Raw genomic sequence first — 20718 nt, forward strand, 5'->3', positions numbered from 1 at the left:
AAGTCGCCCTTTTTATGGTCTGACAGAACTTAGTTCTGTTTTTCCATCTGTGCACGCAGCAGGTCGCCCAGAGTGGTAGGACCAGCAGCGATATCCGAAGCAGCTGGCTTGTCGCGCAGGCTCTGGATAGCTTCTTTCTCGTCTTCAACGTCTTTCGACTTGATCGAGAGCTGGATTACACGGCTCTTACGGTCAACGCTGATGATCTTGGCTTCAACTTCTTCGCCTTCTTTCAGAACGTTACGCGCATCTTCGATGCGGTCGCGGCTGATTTCGGAGGCTTTCAGAGTAGCTTCGATATCGTTAGCCAGGGTGATGATGGCGCCTTTGGCGTCAACTTCTTTTACAACACCCTTAACGATTGCGCCTTTGTCGTTTTCTTGAACGTACTCGGAGAACGGATCGCTTTCCAGTTGCTTGATACCCAGGGAGATACGCTCGCGCTCTGGGTCAACCGACAGGATAACGGTGTCCAGCTCGTCGCCCTTCTTGAAGCGACGTACGGCTTCTTCGCCCACTTCGTTCCAGGAGATGTCGGACAGGTGAACCAGACCGTCGATGCCGCCGTCCAGACCAATGAAGATACCGAAATCGGTGATCGACTTGATGGTGCCGGAGATTTTATCGCCCTTGTTGAATTGGCCAGAGAAGTCTTCCCATGGGTTGGACTTGCACTGTTTGATGCCGAGGGAGATACGACGACGCTCTTCGTCGATGTCCAGAACCATAACTTCCACTTCGTCGCCAACTTGTACGACTTTCGAAGGATGGATGTTCTTGTTGGTCCAGTCCATTTCCGAAACGTGCACCAGACCTTCAACACCCTCTTCCAGCTCAGCGAAGCAGCCGTAGTCGGTCAGGTTGGTTACACGCGCGGTAACGCGGGTGCTTTCTGGGTAACGAGCCTTGATAGCGACCCATGGATCTTCGCCCAGTTGCTTCAGACCCAAGGAAACACGATTGCGCTCGCGATCGTACTTCAGAACCTTGACATCGATCTCGTCACCAACGTTGACGATCTCGGATGGATGCTTGATGCGCTTCCAAGCCATGTCGGTGATGTGCAGCAGGCCGTCAACGCCGCCCAGATCAACGAATGCGCCGTAGTCGGTGAGGTTCTTGACGATACCTTTGACTTGCTGACCTTCCTGCAGGGATTCCAGCAGAGCTTCACGCTCAGCGGAGTTCTCGGCTTCGAGGACGCTACGACGGGAAACGACAACGTTGTTGCGCTTCTGATCGAGTTTGATGACTTTAAACTCGAGCTCTTTGCCTTCCAGGTGCGTGGTATCGCGCACAGGACGGACGTCAACCAGAGAACCTGGCAGGAACGCACGGATGCCGTTAACGTCGACAGTGAAGCCGCCTTTAACCTTACCGTTGATAACGCCCTTGACCACTTCTTCGGCTGCGAAGGCTGCTTCCAGAACGATCCAGCATTCAGCGCGCTTGGCTTTTTCACGGGAGAGCTTGGTTTCACCGAAACCGTCTTCAACCGAATCCAGAGCAACGTGAACTTCATCACCAACATTGATGGACAGTTCGCCAGCATCGTTGTAGAACTGCTCAAGCGGGATCAGTGCTTCAGACTTCAGACCAGCGTGAACGGTTACCCAACGCGCTTGGTAGTCGATGTCGACGATAACACCGGTGATGATGGAGCCTGCCTGAAGGTTCAGGGTTTTTAGGCTTTCTTCAAAGAGTTCCGCAAAGCTTTCGCTCATTTTAATTCCTGTTGATAAGGGCGAAGAATACGCCCATCTGCCACATCCCAGACAATGTGGGTTACGTTCATATAAAAGAAAGATCGCAGGACTATGACTGGTCCCCCGCGATCTTCCTTGTTCACCCGGCGATATCGCGAATGGCGATCTCGCTCAGAATGCGTTGCAACACCTGATCGATGGACAACTCCGTAGAATCCAGCTGTATGGCGTCGGCCGCCGGCTTGAGCGGGGCCACCGCTCGCTGGGTATCGCGCTCATCGCGCGCACGAATCTCATCTAGCAGACTCGACAGACTAACACCATCGACTTTCCCCTTCAACTGCAAGTAACGTCGACGAGCACGCTCCTCGGCGCTGGCAGTGAGGAAAATTTTTAACGGCGCATCCGGAAACACCACTGTCCCCATATCGCGACCATCCGCAACCAGCCCCGGCGGCTCCTGAAAAGCTCGTTGACGCTGCAACAAGGCATCACGCACGGCCGGCAGCGCCGCGACCTGAGAAGCCCAGGCACCAACCTGCTCATTACGCAGATCATCAGTTACATCATCGCCCTCGAGAATGATTCTCTGCGGATGATTTTCGGTGGCGCCAAGAAACTGCACATCAAGATGCGCCGCCAGCAACTTAAGCGACTCTTCGTTGGTCAGGTCGACCCCATGATTACGTGCCGCGAACGCCAGCAACCGGTACAAAGCGCCGGAATCCAACAAGCACCACCCCAAATGCTTGGCCAACTTGCCGGCAATGGTGCCCTTGCCGGAACCGCTGGGCCCGTCGATGGTGATTACAGGCGCCTTGATATTCACGACTGAGCCTCTTGTGCAACCCGAATCCCCACCTGCGCGCACAGCGCGAGAAAATTCGGGAACGAAGTCGCGACGTTCGCGCAGTCGTGAATACGAATCGGCGCATTGGCCCGCAACGAGGCAACACTGAAGGCCATGGCAATACGGTGATCGCCGTGACCGTGCACTTCGCCCCCGCCGATCTGACCACCATCAATGATGATGCCGTCCGGAGTCGGCTCGCACTTGACCCCCAAGGTCAACAGGCCGTCAGCCATGACCTGGATACGGTCGGATTCCTTGACCCGCAGCTCTTCCGCGCCGCGCAGCACAGTGCGCCCTTCAGCGCAGGCCGCCGCCACGAACAACACAGGGAATTCATCAATTGCCAGCGGCACCAATTCCTCGGGAATCTCGATCCCCTTGAGTTTGGCTGCGCGCACATGCAGATCCGCAACAGGCTCACCGCCGACTTCGCGCTGGTTCTCCAGACGAATATCAGCACCCATCAGCCGCAGGATATCGATTACGCCAGTACGGGTCGGGTTGATACCCACGTGCTCAAGCACCAGCTCCGAACCTTCGGCGATCGACGCCGCGACCAGGAAGAACGCTGCAGAGGAGATATCTGCCGGCACTTCAATATGAGTCGCCTTGAGCTTGCCGCCGGATTCAACCGAAGCGGTTGCACCGTCGACATTCACCGAGTAACCGAAGCCTCGCAGCATGCGCTCGGTGTGATCGCGAGTTGGCGCAGGCTCGGTGACGGTGGTCTTCCCATCGGCGTACAAACCGGCCAACAGCAGGCACGACTTAACCTGGGCACTGGCCATTGGCAAGGTATAGGTCAGCCCCTTGAGCTTGTGGCCACCGCGAATCACCATCGGTGGACGCCCTTCGGCCGCCGTCTCGATCACCGCCCCCATTTCCCGCAGCGGATTGGCCACGCGGTTCATTGGGCGCTTGGACAGAGAAGGATCCCCCGTCAGAGTGCTGTCGAAGCTCTGCGCAGCCAGCAAACCGGAGAGCAGACGCATCGAAGTACCGGAGTTGCCCAGGTAGATCGGGCCCGGTGCCGGCTTCAAGCCATGCAACCCCACGCCATGGATGGTCACACGCCCATGGTGCGGCCCCTCGATGACCACCCCCATGTCGCGAAATGCCTGCAACGTGGCCAAGGCATCTTCACCCTCGAGGAAACCCTCGACTTCAGTGGTGCCTTCAGCCAGGGAGCCGAGCATGATCGAACGGTGGGAAATCGACTTGTCGCCCGGTACACGAATCCGCCCAGACAGGCGGCCACCAGGATTTGCCAGGAAAATCAGATCGTTGGAGTTCATAGCGTCCACATAGGCCCGGCGGGCCAGGATTTTACCGAAATGCTCGCGGGCAACCCGGGCGCGAGTGAATACGCCCAACAACTGATGCCCGTCCCCTGCATCGACCGCATCGCGCAGGGCGTCGAGGTCGTTGCGAAATGTATCGAGTGTGCGCAGAACCGCTTCGCGATTGGCGAGGAAGATGTCGTGCCACATGACCGGGTCGCTGCCGGCGATTCTCGTGAAATCGCGGAACCCGCCCGCAGCGTAACGGAAGATGTCGAGATTTTCACTGCGCTTGGCCAGCGAATCCACCAGGCCGAATGCCAGCAAGTGCGGCAAGTGACTGGTGGCCGCCAGGACCTCGTCATGGCGCTCGACCTGCATGTGTTCAACATCCGCCCCCAGTTCACGCCAAAGCCTGTCGACCAGATCCAACGCATCCGGATCGGTTTGCTCCAGAGGCGTCAGGATCACTTTATGGCGACGGAACAGCTGGGCATTGGAGGCTTCGACACCGCTCTGCTCGGAGCCGGCAATCGGATGCCCGGGGACGAAGCGCGCCGGCATGCCAGCAAACGCTTCTTGTGCCGCGCGCACCACATTACCCTTGGCACTTCCGACATCGGTCAGCACCGCCTGCCCCAGATCCATCCTGGCCAGCAGCGCCAGAAGCTTTTCCATGGCCAGGATCGGCACGGCCAGCTGAATCACATCGGCCCCCTGGCAAGCCAGAGCCAGATCCTCTTCACAGCGATCCACAACCCCCAGCTCAACCGCCAACTGGCGGGACTGCGGGTCCAGATCGACACCGACCACTTCGCGGCACACGCCACTTTCGCGCAACCCCTTAGCGAAGGAGCCGCCAATCAATCCCAGACCGATCACCACCAGGCGACCGATCATAGGTACAGCAGATTGCGTTGGAATGACATCAACCACGGGCCAGAACCTTGGCCAAAGCCTCAAGGAAACGTGTGTTTTCCGCCGGCAAGCCGATGGTGACGCGCAAATGGTTAGGCATCCCGTAGTTAGCCACCGGACGCACAATCACCCCTTCATGCAACAAGCCCTGAAACACGGGGGCAGCCTCGCGCCCCACATCCACGGCAATGAAGTTGCCCTTGGACGCAATCCAGCTCAAGCCCAGATCACCGAACCCGGCCTCCAGCTGCTGCATGCCCGCCTCATTCAAGCGACGGCTCTCAGCCAGGTAATCCCCATCCTGCAACGCGGCACAAGCCGCCGCCAGGGCCAGGCTGTTGACGTTGAACGGCTGACGGACTCGGTTCAGCACATCCGCCACCACCGGGGTCGAAAGACCATAACCGACCCGCAGGGCCGCCAGGCCGTAGGCCTTGGAGAAGGTCCGCGATACCAGCAGGTTCGGGTAGGCCGCCAGGAAGTCCAGGCCGTCCGGCAGGTCGCTGCCTTCGGCGTACTCGATATAGGCTTCGTCCAGTACCACCAGCACATGAGCCGGGACGTCCTGCAGAAACTCATCCAGTTCTTCGGCACCGAACCAGGTACCGGTCGGGTTGTTCGGGTTGGCAATGAACACCACACGGGTCTGCTCATCGATGGCCTTGAGCATGGCCGGCAAGTCATGCCCCCAATTCCTGGCCGGAACCACACGCGCCGCGGCTCCCACCGCCTGGGTCACGATGGGATAGACGGCAAAGGCATGCTCGCTGAACACCGCATTCAGTCCTGGCGCCAGGTAGGCCCGCGCCACCAGCTCAAGGATGTCGTTGGAGCCGTTGCCCAGAGTGACCTGCTGGATATCCACGCCGCAGCGTTCGGCCAGCAGGGATTTGAGGGCAAAGCCGTTGCCATCGGGATAACGGGTCAATTCCGCCAGCTCGTCACGAATCGCCGCCAGCGCCTTGGGGCTGGCGCCCAGCGGGTTTTCATTACTCGCCAGCTTGACGATGGTGGCCGGATCGATGTCCAGCTCACGGGCCAGTTCGTCCACGGGCTTGCCCGGAACGTAAGGCGAAAGTTGTTGCACGCCTGGTTGTGCCAGTGCGAGGAAGTCGCCACTCATTGTTAAAGCCTCAGAGAACCGCTTTCGGGTAGGAACCCAGCACCTTGAGTGCCACTGCTTCCTGACTGATCTTCTCCAGCACATCCTTGATCAACGGATCACGGTGGTGGCCAACGAAGTCGATGAAGAACACATAGGTCCATTTGCCACTACGCGAGGGTCGGGTCTCGATGCGCGTCAGGTCGATACCGTTGTCGTGGAACGGCACCAGCAACTCGTGCAGGGCCCCAGGCTTGTTGCTCATGGAGACAATGATCGAAGTCTTGTCGTCGCCGGTCGGCGGCACTTCCTGATTACCGATCATCAGGAAGCGCGTGGAGTTGTCCGGACGATCCTCGATCTTCTCTGCCAGGCGCGTCAGCCCATACAGACCCGCCGCCATGTCGCCGGCGATGGCCGCCGAGTTCCATTCGCCCTTGACCCGTTTGGCCGCCTCAGCGTTGCTGGACACCGCCACGCGCTCGACATTTGGATAATGGGCGTCCAGCCACTTGCGGCACTGGGCCAGGGACTGGGCATGGGAGTAGATACGGCTGATGCTGTCGGTCTTGGTGTTCTCGCCCACCAGCAGATGGTGGTGGATACGCAACTCGACTTCGCCGCAGATCACCATGTCGTGTTCGAGGAAACTGTCGAGGGTATGGTTGACCGCGCCCTCGGTGGAGTTCTCCACGGGTACCACACCGAAGTTCACCGCACCGGCCGCCACTTCGCGGAACACTTCGTCGATCGCCGCCATCGGCTTGCTGATCACCGCATGACCGAAGTGCTTCATGGCCGCCGCCTGGGTGAAGGTACCTTCAGGGCCGAGGTAAGCCACTTTCAGCGGCTGCTCCAAGGCCAGGCACGAAGACATGATTTCGCGAAACAAACGCGCCATCTCTTCGTTGCCCAGCGGCCCCTGGTTGCGCTCCATGACACGCTTGAGCACCTGAGCTTCACGCTCGGGACGATAGAACACCGGCACTTCGCCTTCTGCCAGGGAAGCCATCTTCACCCGGGCAACTTCCTGGGCACACCGCGCACGCTCACTGATCAACTCCAGGACCTTCTCGTCCAGAGCATCGATGCGCAGGCGCAGGGCCTTGAGTTCTTGCTCAGACATCAGCCGTGTTCCTTCTCGAACTCTGCCATGTAAGCCACCAGCGCATTGACCGCGTTGATGTCCACGGCGTTGTAGATGGAGGCGCGCATGCCGCCCACCGAGCGATGGCCCTTGAGGTTGAGCAGGCCGCGGGCCTCGGCGCCAGCCAGGAACGGCTTGTCCAGGCGATCGTCGGCCAGGCGGAACGGCACGTTCATCCACGAGCGGTCGGACTTGTTGATCGGGTTGCTGTACAGGCCGCTGGCATCGATGAAGTCATACAGGGTGCGCTGCTTGACCTCGTTGAGCTTGGCGATGGCTTCCACCCCGCCCTGCTCCTTCAGCCATTCGAACACCAGGCCGGACAGGTACCAGGCCAGGGTCGGCGGCGTGTTGTACATCGAGCCGTTATCCGCAGCGACCTTGTAGTCGAGCATGGTCGGGCACAGGGAACGGGCACGCCCCAGCAGGTCTTCGCGAACGATGTTCACCAGGATGCCGCTAGGACCGATGTTCTTCTGCGCGCCGGCGTAGATCATGCCGAAACGGGAGATATCCACAGGGCGCGAGAGGATGTCGGAAGACATGTCGGCCACCAGGGGAACATCGCCGGTTTGCGGGATCCAATTGAACTCCAGGCCGCCGATGGTTTCGTTCGGCGCGTAGTGCACGTAGGCGGCGTCTTTCGACAGCTGCCATTCGTTCTGGCCGGGAATCGCAAAGTAGTCGTAAGGCTTGGCAGTGGCCGCGACATTGACCTGACCGTAGCGGGAAGCCTCTTCGATGGCTTTCTGCGACCAGATACCGGTGTCGATGTAGTCAGCCTTGCCGCCTTCTGGCAGCAGGTTCAGTGGAATCTGGGCAAATTGCTGGCTGGCGCCGCCTTGCAGAAACAGCACTTTATAGTTCGAGGGGATATTCAGCAGATCACGCAGATCCTGCTCGGCCTTGGTGGCAATGGAGACGAATTCATCGCTGCGATGACTCATCTCCATGACCGAGAGGCCCTTGCCATGCCAATCCAGCAATTCGGCCTGGGCACGCAACAGGACAGCTTCAGGTAGCGCAGCGGGACCTGCGCAGAAGTTATAGGCTCGTTTGCTCACATCCACTCTCGCTATGCATTCACGGTAGCGGACAGAGCAAACACTCTGCCCTGCTACGATTTATTTAGTCTTGCGACTCTTCTTCGCCTGCGGCGTCTGCCTGTTGGCTATCGGTTGCATCATCCGGCTCGGCTGCCGCATCCAGCACGGTGCCCTCGATTTCAGCGCCCTCTTCACCTTCGTACTCTTCGCCCTCGATCTCCGATGGCTCCTGCACACGCTCCAGGCCCACCAGGGTTTCATCGTTGGCCAGCTTGATCAGGGTCACGCCCTGAGTGTTACGGCCCAGGCTCGACACTTCGTCAACCCGAGTACGAACCAGGGTGCCCTGATCGGAAATCAGCATGATTTCCTCACCGTCCAGCACCTGCACCGCACCAACCAGGCGACCGTTACGCTCGTTGCTGACCATGGCGATAACGCCCTGTCCGCCACGCTTGTACTCGGGGAACTCGCTGATGGCCGTGCGCTTGCCAAAACCACGCTCGGAAGCGGTGAGAATCTGGCTGCCTTCTTCCGGGATCAGCATGGATATCAGTTTCTGGCCTTCGGCCAGACGCATGCCGCGCACACCGCGGGCGGTACGGCCCATGGCACGCACGTCGGACTCCTTGAAGCGAGTCACCTTGCCACCGTCGGAGAACAGCATCACTTCGCGCTCGCCATCCGTGATGGCGGCACTGATCAGCACATCGCCTTCGTCCAGCTCCAGGGCGATCAGACCGACGCTGCGCTGACGGCTGAAGGATTCCAGCGGGGTCTTCTTCACGGTGCCGTTGGCGGTGGCCATGAAGATGTAGTGACCTTCGGTGTATTCCTCGACCGGCAGCATGGTGGTGATGTATTCGCCATCGTCCAGCGGCAGCAGGTTCACCAATGGACGGCCGCGAGCGGCGCGGGATGCTTCAGGAATCTCGTAAGTCTTGAGCCAGTACACCTTGCCCTTGCTGGAGAACAGCAGCAGCGTGGTGTGGCTGTTGGCAACCAGCAGGTGAGCGATGTAGTCCTCATCCTTGACGCCGGTAGCCGACTTGCCCTTACCGCCGCGACGCTGAGCCTGGTAGGCAGCCAGCGGCTGGGTCTTGGCATAGCCGCCGTGGGAGATGGTCACCACGCGCTCTTCTTCCGGAATCATGTCGCCCAGGGTCAGGTCGAGACGGGCATCAAGGATCTCGGTGCGACGGGCATCGCCGTATTCAGCACGGATCACTTCCAGCTCTTCGCGGATCACTTCCATCAAGCGCGTAGCGCTGTTGAGGATGCGGATCAGCTCGCCGATCTGGTTGAGGATCTCCTGATACTCGGCCAGCAGTTTCTCGTGCTCGAGGCCGGTCAGGCGGTGCAGACGCAGCTCCAGGATGGCTTGCGCCTGCTCCGGGGACAGGAAGTACTTGCCATCGCGCAGACCGTACTGCGGATCAAGGTTCTCCGGACGGCAGGAATCCGCGCCGGCGCGCTCGACCATGGTCATGACCGCGCTGGACTCCCACGGCGTGCTGATCAGCGCTTCCTTGGCTTCCGACGGTGTTGGCGAGGCCTTGATCAGGGCAATGACCGGGTCGATGTTGGACAGGGCAACGGCCTGGCCTTCAAGGATATGGCCACGCTCACGGGCCTTGCGCAGTTCGAACACGGTGCGGCGGGTCACGACTTCGCGACGGTGACGAACGAAGGCTTCCAGCAGGTCCTTGAGGTTGAGGATCCGCGGACGACCGTCGATCAGCGCCACGATGTTGATGCCGAACACTGCCTGCAGCTGGGTCTGGGCGTAGAGGTTGTTGAGGATCACCTCAGGCACTTCGCCGCGACGCAGCTCGATCACTACGCGCATACCGTCCTTGTCGGACTCATCGCGCAGCTCGGTGATGCCTTCGAGCTTCTTCTCTTTCACCAGCTCGGCGATCTTCTCGATCAGGCGAGCCTTGTTCAGCTGGTAAGGCAGCTCGGTGATGACGATCTGCTGGCGGCCACCGACCTTGTCGATGTCTTCGATGATCGAGCGGGCACGCATGTAGATGCGGCCACGGCCAGTACGATAGGCCTCGATGATGCCTTCACGACCGTTGATGATCGCCGCGGTCGGAAAGTCCGGACCGGGGATGTATTGCATCAGATCGTCAACGCTCAGCTCGGGGTTGTCGATCAGCGCCAGGCAACCGTCGATGACTTCACCGAGGTTGTGCGGCGGAATATTGGTCGCCATGCCCACGGCGATACCGCTGGAACCGTTGACCAGCAGGTTGGGGATCTTGGTCGGCATCACCGCCGGGATCATCTCGGTGCCGTCGTAGTTCGGCACCCAGTCCACGGTTTCCTTGTGCAGGTCGGCCAACAGCTCGTGCGCCAGCTTGGTCATGCGCACTTCGGTGTATCGCATGGCCGCCGCGTTGTCGCCGTCGACCGAACCGAAGTTACCCTGGCCGTCTACCAACAGGTAGCGCAGGGAGAATGGCTGGGCCATACGAACGATGGTGTCGTACACCGCGGTATCACCATGCGGGTGATACTTACCGATCACGTCACCGACAACACGGGCAGATTTCTTGTACGGCTTGTTCCAGTCGTTACCGAGCTCGCTCATCGCGTAGAGCACACGCCGGTGCACGGGCTTCAAGCCATCGCGCGCATCAGGCAGTGCCCGCCCGACGATTACGCTCATCGCGTAGTCGAGATAGGACTGTTTCAGCTCGTCTTCGATATTGACCGGGAGGATTTCTTTGGCCAGTTCGCCCATGAGAAGCCTGATTCCTTTTTCTGGTGAAACTTCGTCACATCCATATGGGACGAACGAAGCTCGCCGCTGCAGGCCTAGTGCCATGCACCGACTTACGACAAATCAACAAGTTATGCCATGGATTTGCGCAGTGAAGGCGGCCGCATCGGACCACCTTGGAAACCGCCGGATGTTATCACAATCGCCGCCACGCACCTATCCCCCAGACGCGCATGGAGCATAGTTAGTTGACCGGTGACAGCCTGATAAGAGACGAGAGAGCCTCAGAGGACAAATTCGTACGCATTTGACCGGTTTTTGCTGACTGGACAGCCGCCCAGGGAAGTCGCCACCGACCATTTCCGCGGACCACGGTCAATGCAAGCGCTTGCGACACATCAATTGCGCCATCTTGGCGGCGTCCGGACGCTCGACAACGCCCTTCTCGGTGACGATGGCATCGATCAGGTCCGCCGGGGTCACATCGAATACCGGATTGAAGACTTCCACCAAGGCACCCAGCGGTTGCCCGCCGACATCCAGCAGCTCACTGCCTTCGCGCTCTTCCAGAGGAACATCCTCGCCACTGACCAGGGTCATATCAATGCTCGAACTGGAGGCCACCACCATGAAGCGCACGCCATGGTGCATGGCATTGACCGCCAGTTGATAAGTGCCGATCTTGCTCGCCACATCACCATTGGCGCAGATCCGATCAGCGCCGACCACCACCCAGGTCACCCCCTTGGTCTTCATGATGTGCGCGGCCGCGGAGTCGGCATTGATGGTGCACGCAATCCCCTCATGGGCCAGCTCCCAGGCGGTCAAGCGCGAGCCTTGCAGCCAGGGCCGCGTTTCATCGACATAGACCCGCTCGACCATGCCTTCCAGCCACGCCGCACGGATCACGCCCAGCGCAGTGCCGAAACCGCCGGAGCCCAAGGCGCCGGTGTTGCAGTGAGTCAATAGGACCTGGGGATTGCCCTGATGCCGGCGAATCAGCTCCACGCCCAATTGGGCCATGGTCAGATTGGCCTCCCGATCGCTTTCGTGGATCGCCAGCGCCTCGGCTTCCAGGGCCGCCAGTGGACTGGCCTGATCCTTGACCCGATCCAGGCGCTCGCGCATGCGATTCAGGGTCCAGAGCAAATGACCACTGGTTGGGCGCGAGTCCGCCAGCAGGTTGAAATCCTCTTCCAGGGCTGCCAGCCAGTCACCGCCCGCGGCAAGGCGCGCGCCCACCGCCAGGACCACGCCATAGGCCGCGCAGATGCCAATGGCCGGCGCACCGCGCACCACCATCGAGCGAATCGCCTCAACCACCCCGGCCACACTGTCGCATGCAACCCAGACTTGCTCGCGGGGCAGTTTCCGCTGATCGAGCAGATACAGAGTGCTATCTCGCCATTCAATGGCCTTGACCTTCTCCGCAGCCAACAGACGATCGCGCATCCCTCACCCCGTACTCATGAACAAAAGCGGCCGATTATAGCGATCACCCCGCCAGGACGCTCGGGTATACTTCGCCATCCTTTATATGAAGCCCTGGACCGATATTCGATGCCAAACCGTGACATTGCGCTCGACCTGCTGCTGTTGCCGACCTGGTTGGTACCGGTGGAGCCGGCCGGGGTCGTGCTCAAGGACCACGGGCTGGGCATCCGCGACGGCCGCATCCACTTCATCGGGCCACGCAGCGAAGCCTTGAAGTGCCGCGCCAGCGAAATCCGCGAGCTGCCCGGCATGCTGCTCAGCCCCGGTCTGATCAACGCCCATGGGCACGCGGCCATGACCCTGTTCCGTGGCCTGGCCGACGACCTGCCACTGATGACCTGGCTGGAGAAGCACATCTGGCCCGCCGAAGCCAAGTGGGTGGATGAAGCCTTCGTCCGTGACGGCACCGACCTGGCCATCGCCGAACAGATCAAAGGCGGTATCACCTGTTTCTCTGACATGTACTTCTTCCCAAAGGTTGCCAGTGAACGGGTGCACAACAGCGGCATTCGTGCACAGATCGCCATGCCGATCCTGGACTTCCCCATCCCCGGCGCCCACGACGCCGACGAAGCCATTCGTCAGGGAGTGGAACTGTTTGGCGACCTCAAGCATCACCCACGGATCAAGATCACCTTCGGCCCCCACGCCCCCTACACCGTGGGCGACGAAAACCTGGAAAAGATTCGGGTGATCGCTGAAGAGCTCGACGCTTCGATCCACATGCACGTGCATGAAACCGCATTCGAGGTGCAGCAATCCCTGGAGCAGCGCGGTGAGCGGCCGCTGGCGCGCCTGGCTCGCCTCGGACTGCTGGGACCGCGCTTCCAGGCCGTTCACATGACCCAAATCAGCGATGACGACCTGGCTTTACTGGTAGAAACCAACACCAGCGTCATTCATTGCCCGGAGTCCAACCTGAAACTGGCCAGCGGCTTCTGCCCGGTGGAGCGCCTGTGGCAGGCCGGTGTCAATGTTGCGCTGGGCACCGATGGCGCGGCCAGCAACAACGATCTGGATCTGCTGGGGGAGACTCGCACCGCAGCCCTGCTGGCCAAGGCCGTGGCCGGATCGGCAACCGCTCTGGACGCCCATCGCGCGCTGCGCATGGCCACCCTCAACGGCGCCAGGGCCATGGGCCTGGAAAGCGAAGTCGGCTCCCTGGAAATCGGCAAGGCCGCAGACCTGGTGGCCTTCGACCTGTCCGGACTGGCCCAGCAACCGATTTACGACCCGGTGTCGCAACTGATCTACGCCACCGGCCGGGACTGCGTCAGGCACCTGTGGGTCGCCGGCAAGCAACTGCTGGAGGACCGGCGCCTGACCCGCCTCGATGAACAACAGCTTGGCGCCACCGCCCGCAGCTGGGGCCAGCGCATCGGCGGCCACACCCAATAACCCGGGCCTTGAGCGGATGCTCGAGGCCCAACACAGCATTCATTAGCTTTGGAGCACCACCCATGAGCAACGTCGACCACGCTGAAATCGCCAAATTCGAAGCCCTGGCCCATCGCTGGTGGGACCGCGAAAGCGAATTCAAGCCCCTGCACGACATCAACCCGCTGCGGGTCAACTGGATCGATGAGCGGGTCGGCCTGGCGGGCAAGAAAGTCCTCGACGTCGGCTGTGGCGGCGGCATCCTCAGCGAAGCCATGGCCCAACGTGGCGCCACCGTAACCGGCATCGACATGGGCGAGGCCCCCCTTGCCGTGGCACAACTGCACCAGCTGGAATCCGGCGTCAACGTCGAGTACCGGCAGATCACCGCCGAAGCCCTGGCCGAGGAAATGCCCGAGCAATTCGACGTGGTCACCTGCCTGGAGATGCTCGAACACGTTCCCGATCCTTCATCGGTCATCCGTGCCTGCTTCCGCATGGTCAAGCCCGGCGGCCAGGTGTTCTTCTCGACCATCAACCGCAACCCCAAGGCCTACCTGTTCGCCATCATCGGTGCGGAATACATCATGAAGCTGCTGCCCCGCGGCACTCACGATTTCAAGAAATTCATCCGCCCCTCGGAGCTTGGCGCCTGGAGCCGCTCCGCCGGCCTGACCGTCAAGGACATCATTGGCCTGACCTACAACCCGCTGACCAAGCACTACAAGCTGGCGGCGGACGTTGACGTCAACTACATGATCCAGACCCTGCGAGAGGAGTGAGACATGGCTATCAGAGCCGTTCTTTTCGATATGGATGGCACCCTGCTCGATACTGCGCCGGACTTCATCGCGGTCTGCCAGGGCATGCGCCATGATCGCGGCTTGCCACCGATCAACGATCAGCACATTCGCGACGAAGTCTCCGGCGGCGCCAAGGCCATGGTGGCCGTGACATTCTCCATGGATCCGGAATCCCCGGGCTTCGAAGAACTGCGCCTGGAGTTCCTCGAGCGCTACCTCGCGCATTGCGCCGTGCACAGCCGGCTCTTCGACGGCATGGCCGAGCTGCTGGCCGATATCGAAAAAGCCAATCTGATCTGGGGCGTGGTCACCAACAAGCCGCTGCGCTTCGCCGAACCGATCATGCAGCAACTGGGACTGGCCGAGCGCTCGGCGCTGCTGATCTGCCCTGACCACGTCAAGAACAGCAAGCCCGATCCGGAGCCGCTGATCCTGGCGTGCAAGATGCTCGACCTGGACCCTGCCAGCGTCCTGTTCGTCGGCGACGACCTGCGAGACATCGAGTCCGGCCGCGACGCCGGCACCAAGACTGCCGCAGTGACCTATGGCTACATCCATCCGGACGATAACCCCCGGCACTGGGGCGCCGATGTGGTGATCAATCACCCGCTGGAACTGCGCCAGGTTCTGGATAACGCATTGTGCAGCTGCTGAGCAGCGGCATTCCCGGCTAATCGCCGGGAACGCTCCATTTTCTGTTGAGGCCCTTTATGTTTGATTACTCCGCTCGCCCCGAACTGCTCAAGGATCGGGTCATCCTGGTCACCGGCGCCGGCCGCGGCATCGGCGCCGCCGCCGCCAAGACCTTCGCTGCCCACGGCGCCACGGTACTGTTGCTGGGCAAGACCGAAGCCAACCTGACCGAGGTCTACGACGCCATCGAAGCCGCGGGCCACCCTCAGCCTGCGGTGATCCCGTTCAACCTGGAAACCGCCCTGCCACACCAATACGACGAGCTGGCGGCGATGATCGAGACCGAGTTCGGCCATCTCGACGGTCTGCTGCACAACGCCTCGATCATTGGCCCGCGCACACCGCTGGAGCAGTTGTCGGGGGAAAACTTCATGCGGGTGATGCAAGTCAACGTCAACGCGATGTTCATGCTGACCAGCACCCTGCTGCCCTTGCTCAAGCTGTCCCAGGATGCCTCGGTGGTCTTCACCTCCAGCAGCGTCGGACGCAAGGGGCGGGCCTATTGGGGGGCTTACGGCGTGTCCAAGTTCGCCACCGAGGGCCTGATGCAAACCCTGGCCGATGAGCTGGATACCGTGGCCCCGGTTCGCGCCAACAGCATCAACCCCGGCGCCACCCGCACCAGCATGCGGGCCCAGGCCTACCCCGGGGAAAACCCGAGCAACAACCCGACACCGGAAGAGATCATGCCGGTCTACCTGTACCTCATGGGCCCGGACAGCGCCGGGATCAACGGCCAGGCTTTCGACGCGCAGTAACCCCTCCCGTTCGTCGCGCCAGAATACTGGCGCGATGCCTCTACCGCTCCCGGTTCTCGGGGGTTCTCAAGCCAAACAAGTGTCGCTTGAGGCGACATGCCTTCCGAAACAATCACCAACCATTTGAATTAAAACGAGTTTTATTCAGATGAACCGAATGGCACGAGTTTCGCTCTAAGAACACTCAACGCACAGTGCATCAACACTGTGGTAACCGGCTTGCGCCAAGGGCTTTCTAGCCAATGGCGAGCGGCATAAAATGCGCGCAATTGTCCTACGGGACTGAAGGAACAGTATGACGCGCAGCTCCGAGCCGCTCTCACCCAGGCAGTAACAGCGTACACAGTGCTCAGGGGGCTCAAGCTCAGATGAAAACACCTTCCCAGACCAACGCAATTGACTTCGATAGCGCGAAATTGCAACGCCTGGGTTTTGGCCAACAGACACCGCCGGTCAAGCACCCCATCAGCCTCGGACAATTGCGCCAGCAACTGAGCCTGCAACTGCAGACCAGCCTTGAGCCACAACGCATCCTCGGCCTGTTCTTTCGCGAAGCGCAAAGACTGGTCCCCCTTGATGCCCTGCGCTATGAGCACGCCCCCAGTGATCTGCGCCTGGAATTTGGCCAGCGCGGGCACCACTCCATCAGCTACAGCCTGAGCCATGAAGGCGAGCCCATGGGCGAACTGGTGTTCCGGCGCAACCAGCGTTTCAGCGACAGCGAACAGGGCAGCCTGGAGTCGCTGCTGTCCACCCTGCTGTACCCCATGCGCAACGCCCTGCTGTATCGCGCCGCGACCCGCAGTGCACTGCGCGATCCGCTGACCGACACCGGCAACCGCATCGCCATGGACCAGACCCTGCAACGGGAAATCGAGATGGCTCGCCGCCACCAGCTACCACTGTCATTGCTGATGCTGGATATCGATCACTTCAAGCGGATCAACGACAGCTACGGCCACAGTACCGGCGACGAAGTGCTCAAAGCCGTGGCGGCCTCGATCAAGGCGCAGTTGCGCAATGTGGACATGGTGTTTCGCTTTGGCGGGGAGGAGTTCCTGATCCTGCTTTCCAACACTGGACGCGAAGCCGCAGCAATGGTGGGGGAACGGCTGCGACATGCCGCGCAAGCGCAGGAGTATCGAGCCGATGACCACTCAATCGAACTGACGGTGAGTCTGGGCTGCTCGACCCTGCTGCCGGGAGAGTCCGCCGAGAGCCTGTTGCGTCGCGCCGACAGCGCGCTGTACGTGGCCAAGCGCGAAGGCCGCAATCGCCTGGCGATGGCCGGCTAGACGCCGGCCCACACCTCACAAGCAGTGGCGGGCAACGCCATCGTCACAAGCGCCCCGCGCCGGCGACCAGCGACCTGCCCGCACCTCCTGCCTTACCCCTCGACCAGCGCGAGACGCTCGCGGGTTACCGTGGTCTTTTCCTGCTGCATGCAACGTTCCAGGAACAGGAACATGTAGTCATAGCTTTTGCAGATCGCCTGCCGCAGCTCGGCTTGCAGCGCCTTGCTCGGATTCAGACCCGCCAGGGTGACAATGATCTCCAACGCTTCCCAGGGGTGAGCATCATCGTACTGGGCATGCATCTTCAGCCACTTCATGGCGCGCTTGCGCTCCTCTTCCGGGAACGCGGCAGCGTAGACACCACTGGAGCAAACCAGGGCCGACCATTCGCCCGTCGCCCCTTCGATGGCGTAGTTGGTGGCCGCAATAGCCACGATCAGCGAATCCGCAGAGCTGGTGTGCCAGCACCAATGACTCAGGGCATGCAGTTCCGGTGGCACTTGCTGGGCCTGCAAGTCCTCCAGGGTCACACCGTGGGCCCGACTCCAGTGCACCCAGTAATCGGCATGATTGAGTTCGACACGAATGTTGCGCATCAGCCAGCGGCGCGCCATGTCCTCGCCGGGGTGGCGGGCAAAACGGGTCTTGGTCAGGTTCTGCGCCATGTACAGGGCAAACTGCTCAACCACCGGCCAGCCGCCGATCAGGTACTGGCGCATGACTTTGGCGCTGAGCTTGTTGTCGCGCATGCGCTGGTACAGCTCATGCTCCACCACACGGCGCTTGCTCTCGCTGCAGTCCTGGATCAATTGCTGGGTCCAGGCGGGGTAGCTGGCAGCTTCCATGAGCGGGCCGGTTCGGTTGAATGTGTCGATCACTGTCGGACTCCTTTTGATTGTGATGTGCGGACCCAAAAGAGGTTTCAACGGAAGGTGCCGGGCGCCTTGAATAACAAGGGCCGTGGTCGCACGGGTCGACACTGCAGGCTGTCACAGGTAAACAATTGCGGGCGTTCAACAATGTAGCCTTGAGCATAATCCACGCCGATCTCAAGCAAGGCCTGCTCGATCTGCGGTGTTTCAACAAACTCGGCAATCGTGCGCTTACCCATGACATGCCCGATGTGGTTGATCACTTCGACCATGGCGCGGTTAATCGGGTCGTCCAGCATATCCTTTACGAAACTTCCATCGATCTTGAGGAAGTCTACAGGCAAATGTTTGAGATAAGCGAACGACGACATTCCCGCACAAAAATCGTCCAGGGAAAAATGACAGCCCAAGCCCTTGAGTTCATTTATAAAACGGATCGCACTGCCCAAATTGGCAATCGCACTGGTTTCAGTAATTTCAAAACAGATCATCTGCGGCGGTACGCCATAGACGATGAACTGCTCCCTCAGGAAGTCGAGAAACTCGTCGTCGCCAATGGTGATCCCCGACAAGTTGATCGCGCACATGGCCATGGGCCCTTCACGCCCCTCGGCGATGCACTGGGCAATGACCTTGAACACGTTCTGCACCACCCAGCGATCCAGAGAGGTCATCAGGCCGTAGCGCTCCGCCGCCGGGATAAAGCTGTCCGGCAGGATCATCCTGCCCGCCTCGTCGTGCAGACGCAGGAGAATCTCGACATGCCCACCCTCACGCTCGGCATGACCCAAGGCCGTGATTTCCTGGGAATAGAGGCAGAAACGGTTCTCCTCGAGAGCCATGTGCAGACGCTGGACCCAGGCCATTTCGCCGAATCGCAGGGAAAGCTCCGAATCGTCGGCATGGTAGACCTGGACCCGGTTGCGTCCTTTTTCCTTGGCCATGTAGCAGGCCATATCCGCCGCCCGCAATGACGCCTCAAGGGTGGTCGGGGTCTGGGCGATGTGCACCAGACCGATACTCACCGTGGTGACGAACGGCCGGCCCTTCCAGACAAAGTGCAGATTTTGCACCGTCTGACGCAGCCCTTCGGCAATCTTTTCCGCCGCCTCCGGCGAGCAGTTTTCCAGGAGAATCCCGAACTCGTCGCCCCCCAGCCGCGCCAGGGTGTCACCTTCGCGCAGCCCCGACTGCAGCAGCGCACAAATATGTCGCAGCAACTCGTCTCCGGCGGCATGACCACAGGTGTCGTTGACCAGCTTGAACTGGTCCAGATCCAGGAACATCAACGCGTGCCGGGCCGGCTGGCGGATCAGGTTGTGCAGGGCCTGCTCCAGGCGGAACTCGAACTCGCGGCGGTTGGCCAGCCCGGTCAGTGCATCGTGGGTCGCCTGCCAGGACAGATTGGCGATGTACTGCCGCTCCTGGGTCATGTCATGCAGCACCAGCACCGTGCCACTGACCTTGCCGGCATTACGGATTGGCGCCCCCACCAGTGTCACCGAGACCGTGCTGCCATCCAGGCGCTGGATCAGCTTGGAATGTTCGCTGCCACCGCTGAGCTGGCCGCTGAGAATGTGCTCGATCAGGGTGAACCCATCGGTCTGGGCGTTCTCATCCAGCAGATTGAACAGCGCGGCCAGGGGCAATCCCACCGCCTGCTCAGCCTTCCAGCGGGTCAACTCTTCCGCGGCCGGGTTCATATAGGCAATGGCGCCCTCGACATCCGTGGTGATTACCCCATCGCCAATCGATTGCAGGGTAATCTGCGCGCGCTCCTTCTCCAGTTGCAAGGCGTCGGCAAAGGCATGGCGCTGGGCCAGCAGCTTGTGGGTGCGCAGCAACGCCAGGGCAATCAGGACCAACGCCGTGGCCAGGTTGGTCACCAGCAACAGGCGCAAGATCACCCGCGAGCCCTCTCCCAGGGCGTCGCTGAAGGCCTTGGCCGCCGGCGTCACCCCATCGTTGATGGCAAAGATCTGACCCTTCCAGCGCTTGACGTCGGCTTCGCTGGCGCTGTTGCTGCCGATCCCCTGGTGCATCTCTCGGGCCACCGTATCGAGCTGCAGCAGGTAGCCGTCACCCACCGTCCACAAATCGATGGCCTTTTCCAGATAGCTGAAATGGCGGAAGTTGAGATACAGCCAGATCAGGCTGGGGACGTCATCCGGGTGATTGCCGCCCTTGAGGATCCCCAGCCGCGCCGCCTCAAGATCCGGCGGCTGGCGATCCAGGGCCACCCGCAGCTCATGCCCGCCCTGAGGCACGGCTATGGCGTTCTGGTATTTGAGAAAGGTGCCTTCGTCGCGGCTGTCGGCGTACAGATTGAGGTAGTAGATGGCGTCCTTCTGCCCTTTGGACCACAGGCTTTCGCCAGCCACGTAACCACGCACTGCCGACAGGACATAGAGGCTGAGGCCGCCCAACAAGGCTTGGAATAACACCACGGCGATAAAGGGCCAGACGATGCCCAACAACCGCGGCGTTGCGAAAGTCCGCTTTTGCTTCATGAGGGTCCTTGCTCGCGCACTGCCAAATGAACACCCAGTAGTCCCGCCCCAGCCAGCACAGATTAGGCCAATTTCCTCAGATCCGACGCAAGGCGAGCTGCAAGCGGATCTGACCAGCAGGAGGAAACGGCCG

General features: G+C 60.6%; 15 protein-coding genes. 5 read left to right on the plus strand and 10 right to left on the minus strand.

The features are described 5' to 3' along the window. Positions 1-29 precede the first annotated feature (29 nt). The 8 genes from rpsA to mtnA all read right to left on the minus strand — a co-directional run bounded on the left by rpsA (position 30) and on the right by mtnA (position 12235). Complete coding sequence (rpsA, locus tag PST29_RS21410) at positions 30-1724, minus strand: 30S ribosomal protein S1 (RefSeq protein WP_007931318.1); 1695 nt, start codon at positions 1722-1724, stop codon at positions 30-32. Positions 1725-1845: 121 nt separating this feature from the next. Then, positions 1846-2535: a (d)CMP kinase gene (cmk, locus tag PST29_RS21415; protein ID WP_011062580.1), complete on the minus strand. Its 690-nt coding sequence runs from the start codon at positions 2533-2535 to the stop codon at positions 1846-1848. Next, positions 2532-4739: a bifunctional prephenate dehydrogenase/3-phosphoshikimate 1-carboxyvinyltransferase gene (locus PST29_RS21420; protein ID WP_016964090.1), complete on the minus strand. Its 2208-nt coding sequence runs from the start codon at positions 4737-4739 to the stop codon at positions 2532-2534. The genes cmk and PST29_RS21420 overlap by 4 nt, the downstream gene beginning before the upstream one ends. A gap of 28 nt (positions 4740-4767) precedes the next feature. Then, a complete protein-coding gene (gene hisC, locus PST29_RS21425) occupies positions 4768-5880 on the minus strand; it encodes a histidinol-phosphate transaminase (protein ID WP_060844308.1) in 1113 nt (370 codons plus the stop codon). A 10-nt stretch (positions 5881-5890) separates the two neighbouring features. Then, positions 5891-6985 carry a prephenate dehydratase gene (gene pheA / locus PST29_RS21430; RefSeq protein WP_016964092.1) on the minus strand — a complete coding sequence of 365 codons (1095 nt, stop codon included), beginning with the start codon at positions 6983-6985 and terminating at the stop codon, positions 5891-5893. Beyond that, on the minus strand, positions 6985-8070 hold the full coding sequence (serC, locus tag PST29_RS21435; RefSeq protein ID WP_060845166.1) for a 3-phosphoserine/phosphohydroxythreonine transaminase: 1086 nt from the start codon (positions 8068-8070) through the stop codon (positions 6985-6987). Before serC ends, pheA begins: the two co-directional genes overlap by 1 nt. Positions 8071-8134: 64 nt before the next feature. After that, positions 8135-10804, minus strand: coding sequence for a DNA gyrase subunit A (gene gyrA, locus PST29_RS21440; RefSeq protein WP_060840451.1), 2670 nt, complete (start codon positions 10802-10804; stop codon positions 8135-8137). Between the two features lie 354 nt (positions 10805-11158). Further along, positions 11159-12235 (minus strand): S-methyl-5-thioribose-1-phosphate isomerase, encoded by a 1077-nt coding sequence (mtnA, locus tag PST29_RS21445; RefSeq protein WP_060844309.1) that lies wholly within the window; start codon positions 12233-12235, stop codon positions 11159-11161. Positions 12236-12343: 108 nt separating this feature from the next. Between mtnA and PST29_RS21450 the strand changes: the two genes are divergently transcribed. The 5 genes from PST29_RS21450 to PST29_RS21470 all read left to right on the plus strand — a co-directional run bounded on the left by PST29_RS21450 (position 12344) and on the right by PST29_RS21470 (position 17203). Further along, positions 12344-13675, plus strand: a complete 1332-nt coding sequence (locus PST29_RS21450) for a TRZ/ATZ family hydrolase (RefSeq protein WP_060840453.1) — start codon at positions 12344-12346, stop codon at positions 13673-13675. A 62-nt stretch (positions 13676-13737) separates the two neighbouring features. Next, complete coding sequence (gene ubiG, locus PST29_RS21455; protein WP_016964097.1) at positions 13738-14436, plus strand: bifunctional 2-polyprenyl-6-hydroxyphenol methylase/3-demethylubiquinol 3-O-methyltransferase UbiG; 699 nt, start codon at positions 13738-13740, stop codon at positions 14434-14436. Between the two features lie 3 nt (positions 14437-14439). Next, positions 14440-15111, plus strand: coding sequence for an N-acetylmuramic acid 6-phosphate phosphatase MupP (gene mupP / locus PST29_RS21460; RefSeq protein WP_060840454.1), 672 nt, complete (start codon positions 14440-14442; stop codon positions 15109-15111). A 56-nt stretch (positions 15112-15167) separates the two neighbouring features. After that, on the plus strand, positions 15168-15908 hold the full coding sequence (locus PST29_RS21465) for a YciK family oxidoreductase (protein ID WP_016964099.1): 741 nt from the start codon (positions 15168-15170) through the stop codon (positions 15906-15908). 368 nt (positions 15909-16276) lie between these two features. Next, positions 16277-17203, plus strand: coding sequence for a GGDEF domain-containing protein (locus PST29_RS21470; protein ID WP_060840456.1), 927 nt, complete (start codon positions 16277-16279; stop codon positions 17201-17203). A 92-nt stretch (positions 17204-17295) separates the two neighbouring features. On the opposite strand, the gene PST29_RS21475 is transcribed toward PST29_RS21470, so the two are convergent. Together PST29_RS21475 and PST29_RS21480 are read right to left on the minus strand one after the other, a co-directional pair. Continuing rightward, the gene (locus tag PST29_RS21475) at positions 17296-18048 is read right to left on the minus strand and encodes a TenA family transcriptional regulator (protein WP_375136276.1); all 753 of its coding nucleotides are present in this window, start codon (positions 18046-18048) and stop codon (positions 17296-17298) included. Between the two features lie 77 nt (positions 18049-18125). Beyond that, positions 18126-20585: an EAL domain-containing protein gene (locus tag PST29_RS21480; protein WP_060840458.1), complete on the minus strand. Its 2460-nt coding sequence runs from the start codon at positions 20583-20585 to the stop codon at positions 18126-18128. Positions 20586-20718: the final 133 nt, after the last annotated feature.

The organism is Pseudomonas sp. St29 (genome assembly GCF_001547915.1).
In the GTDB taxonomy this organism is placed as follows: Bacteria; Pseudomonadota; Gammaproteobacteria; order Pseudomonadales; family Pseudomonadaceae; genus Aquipseudomonas.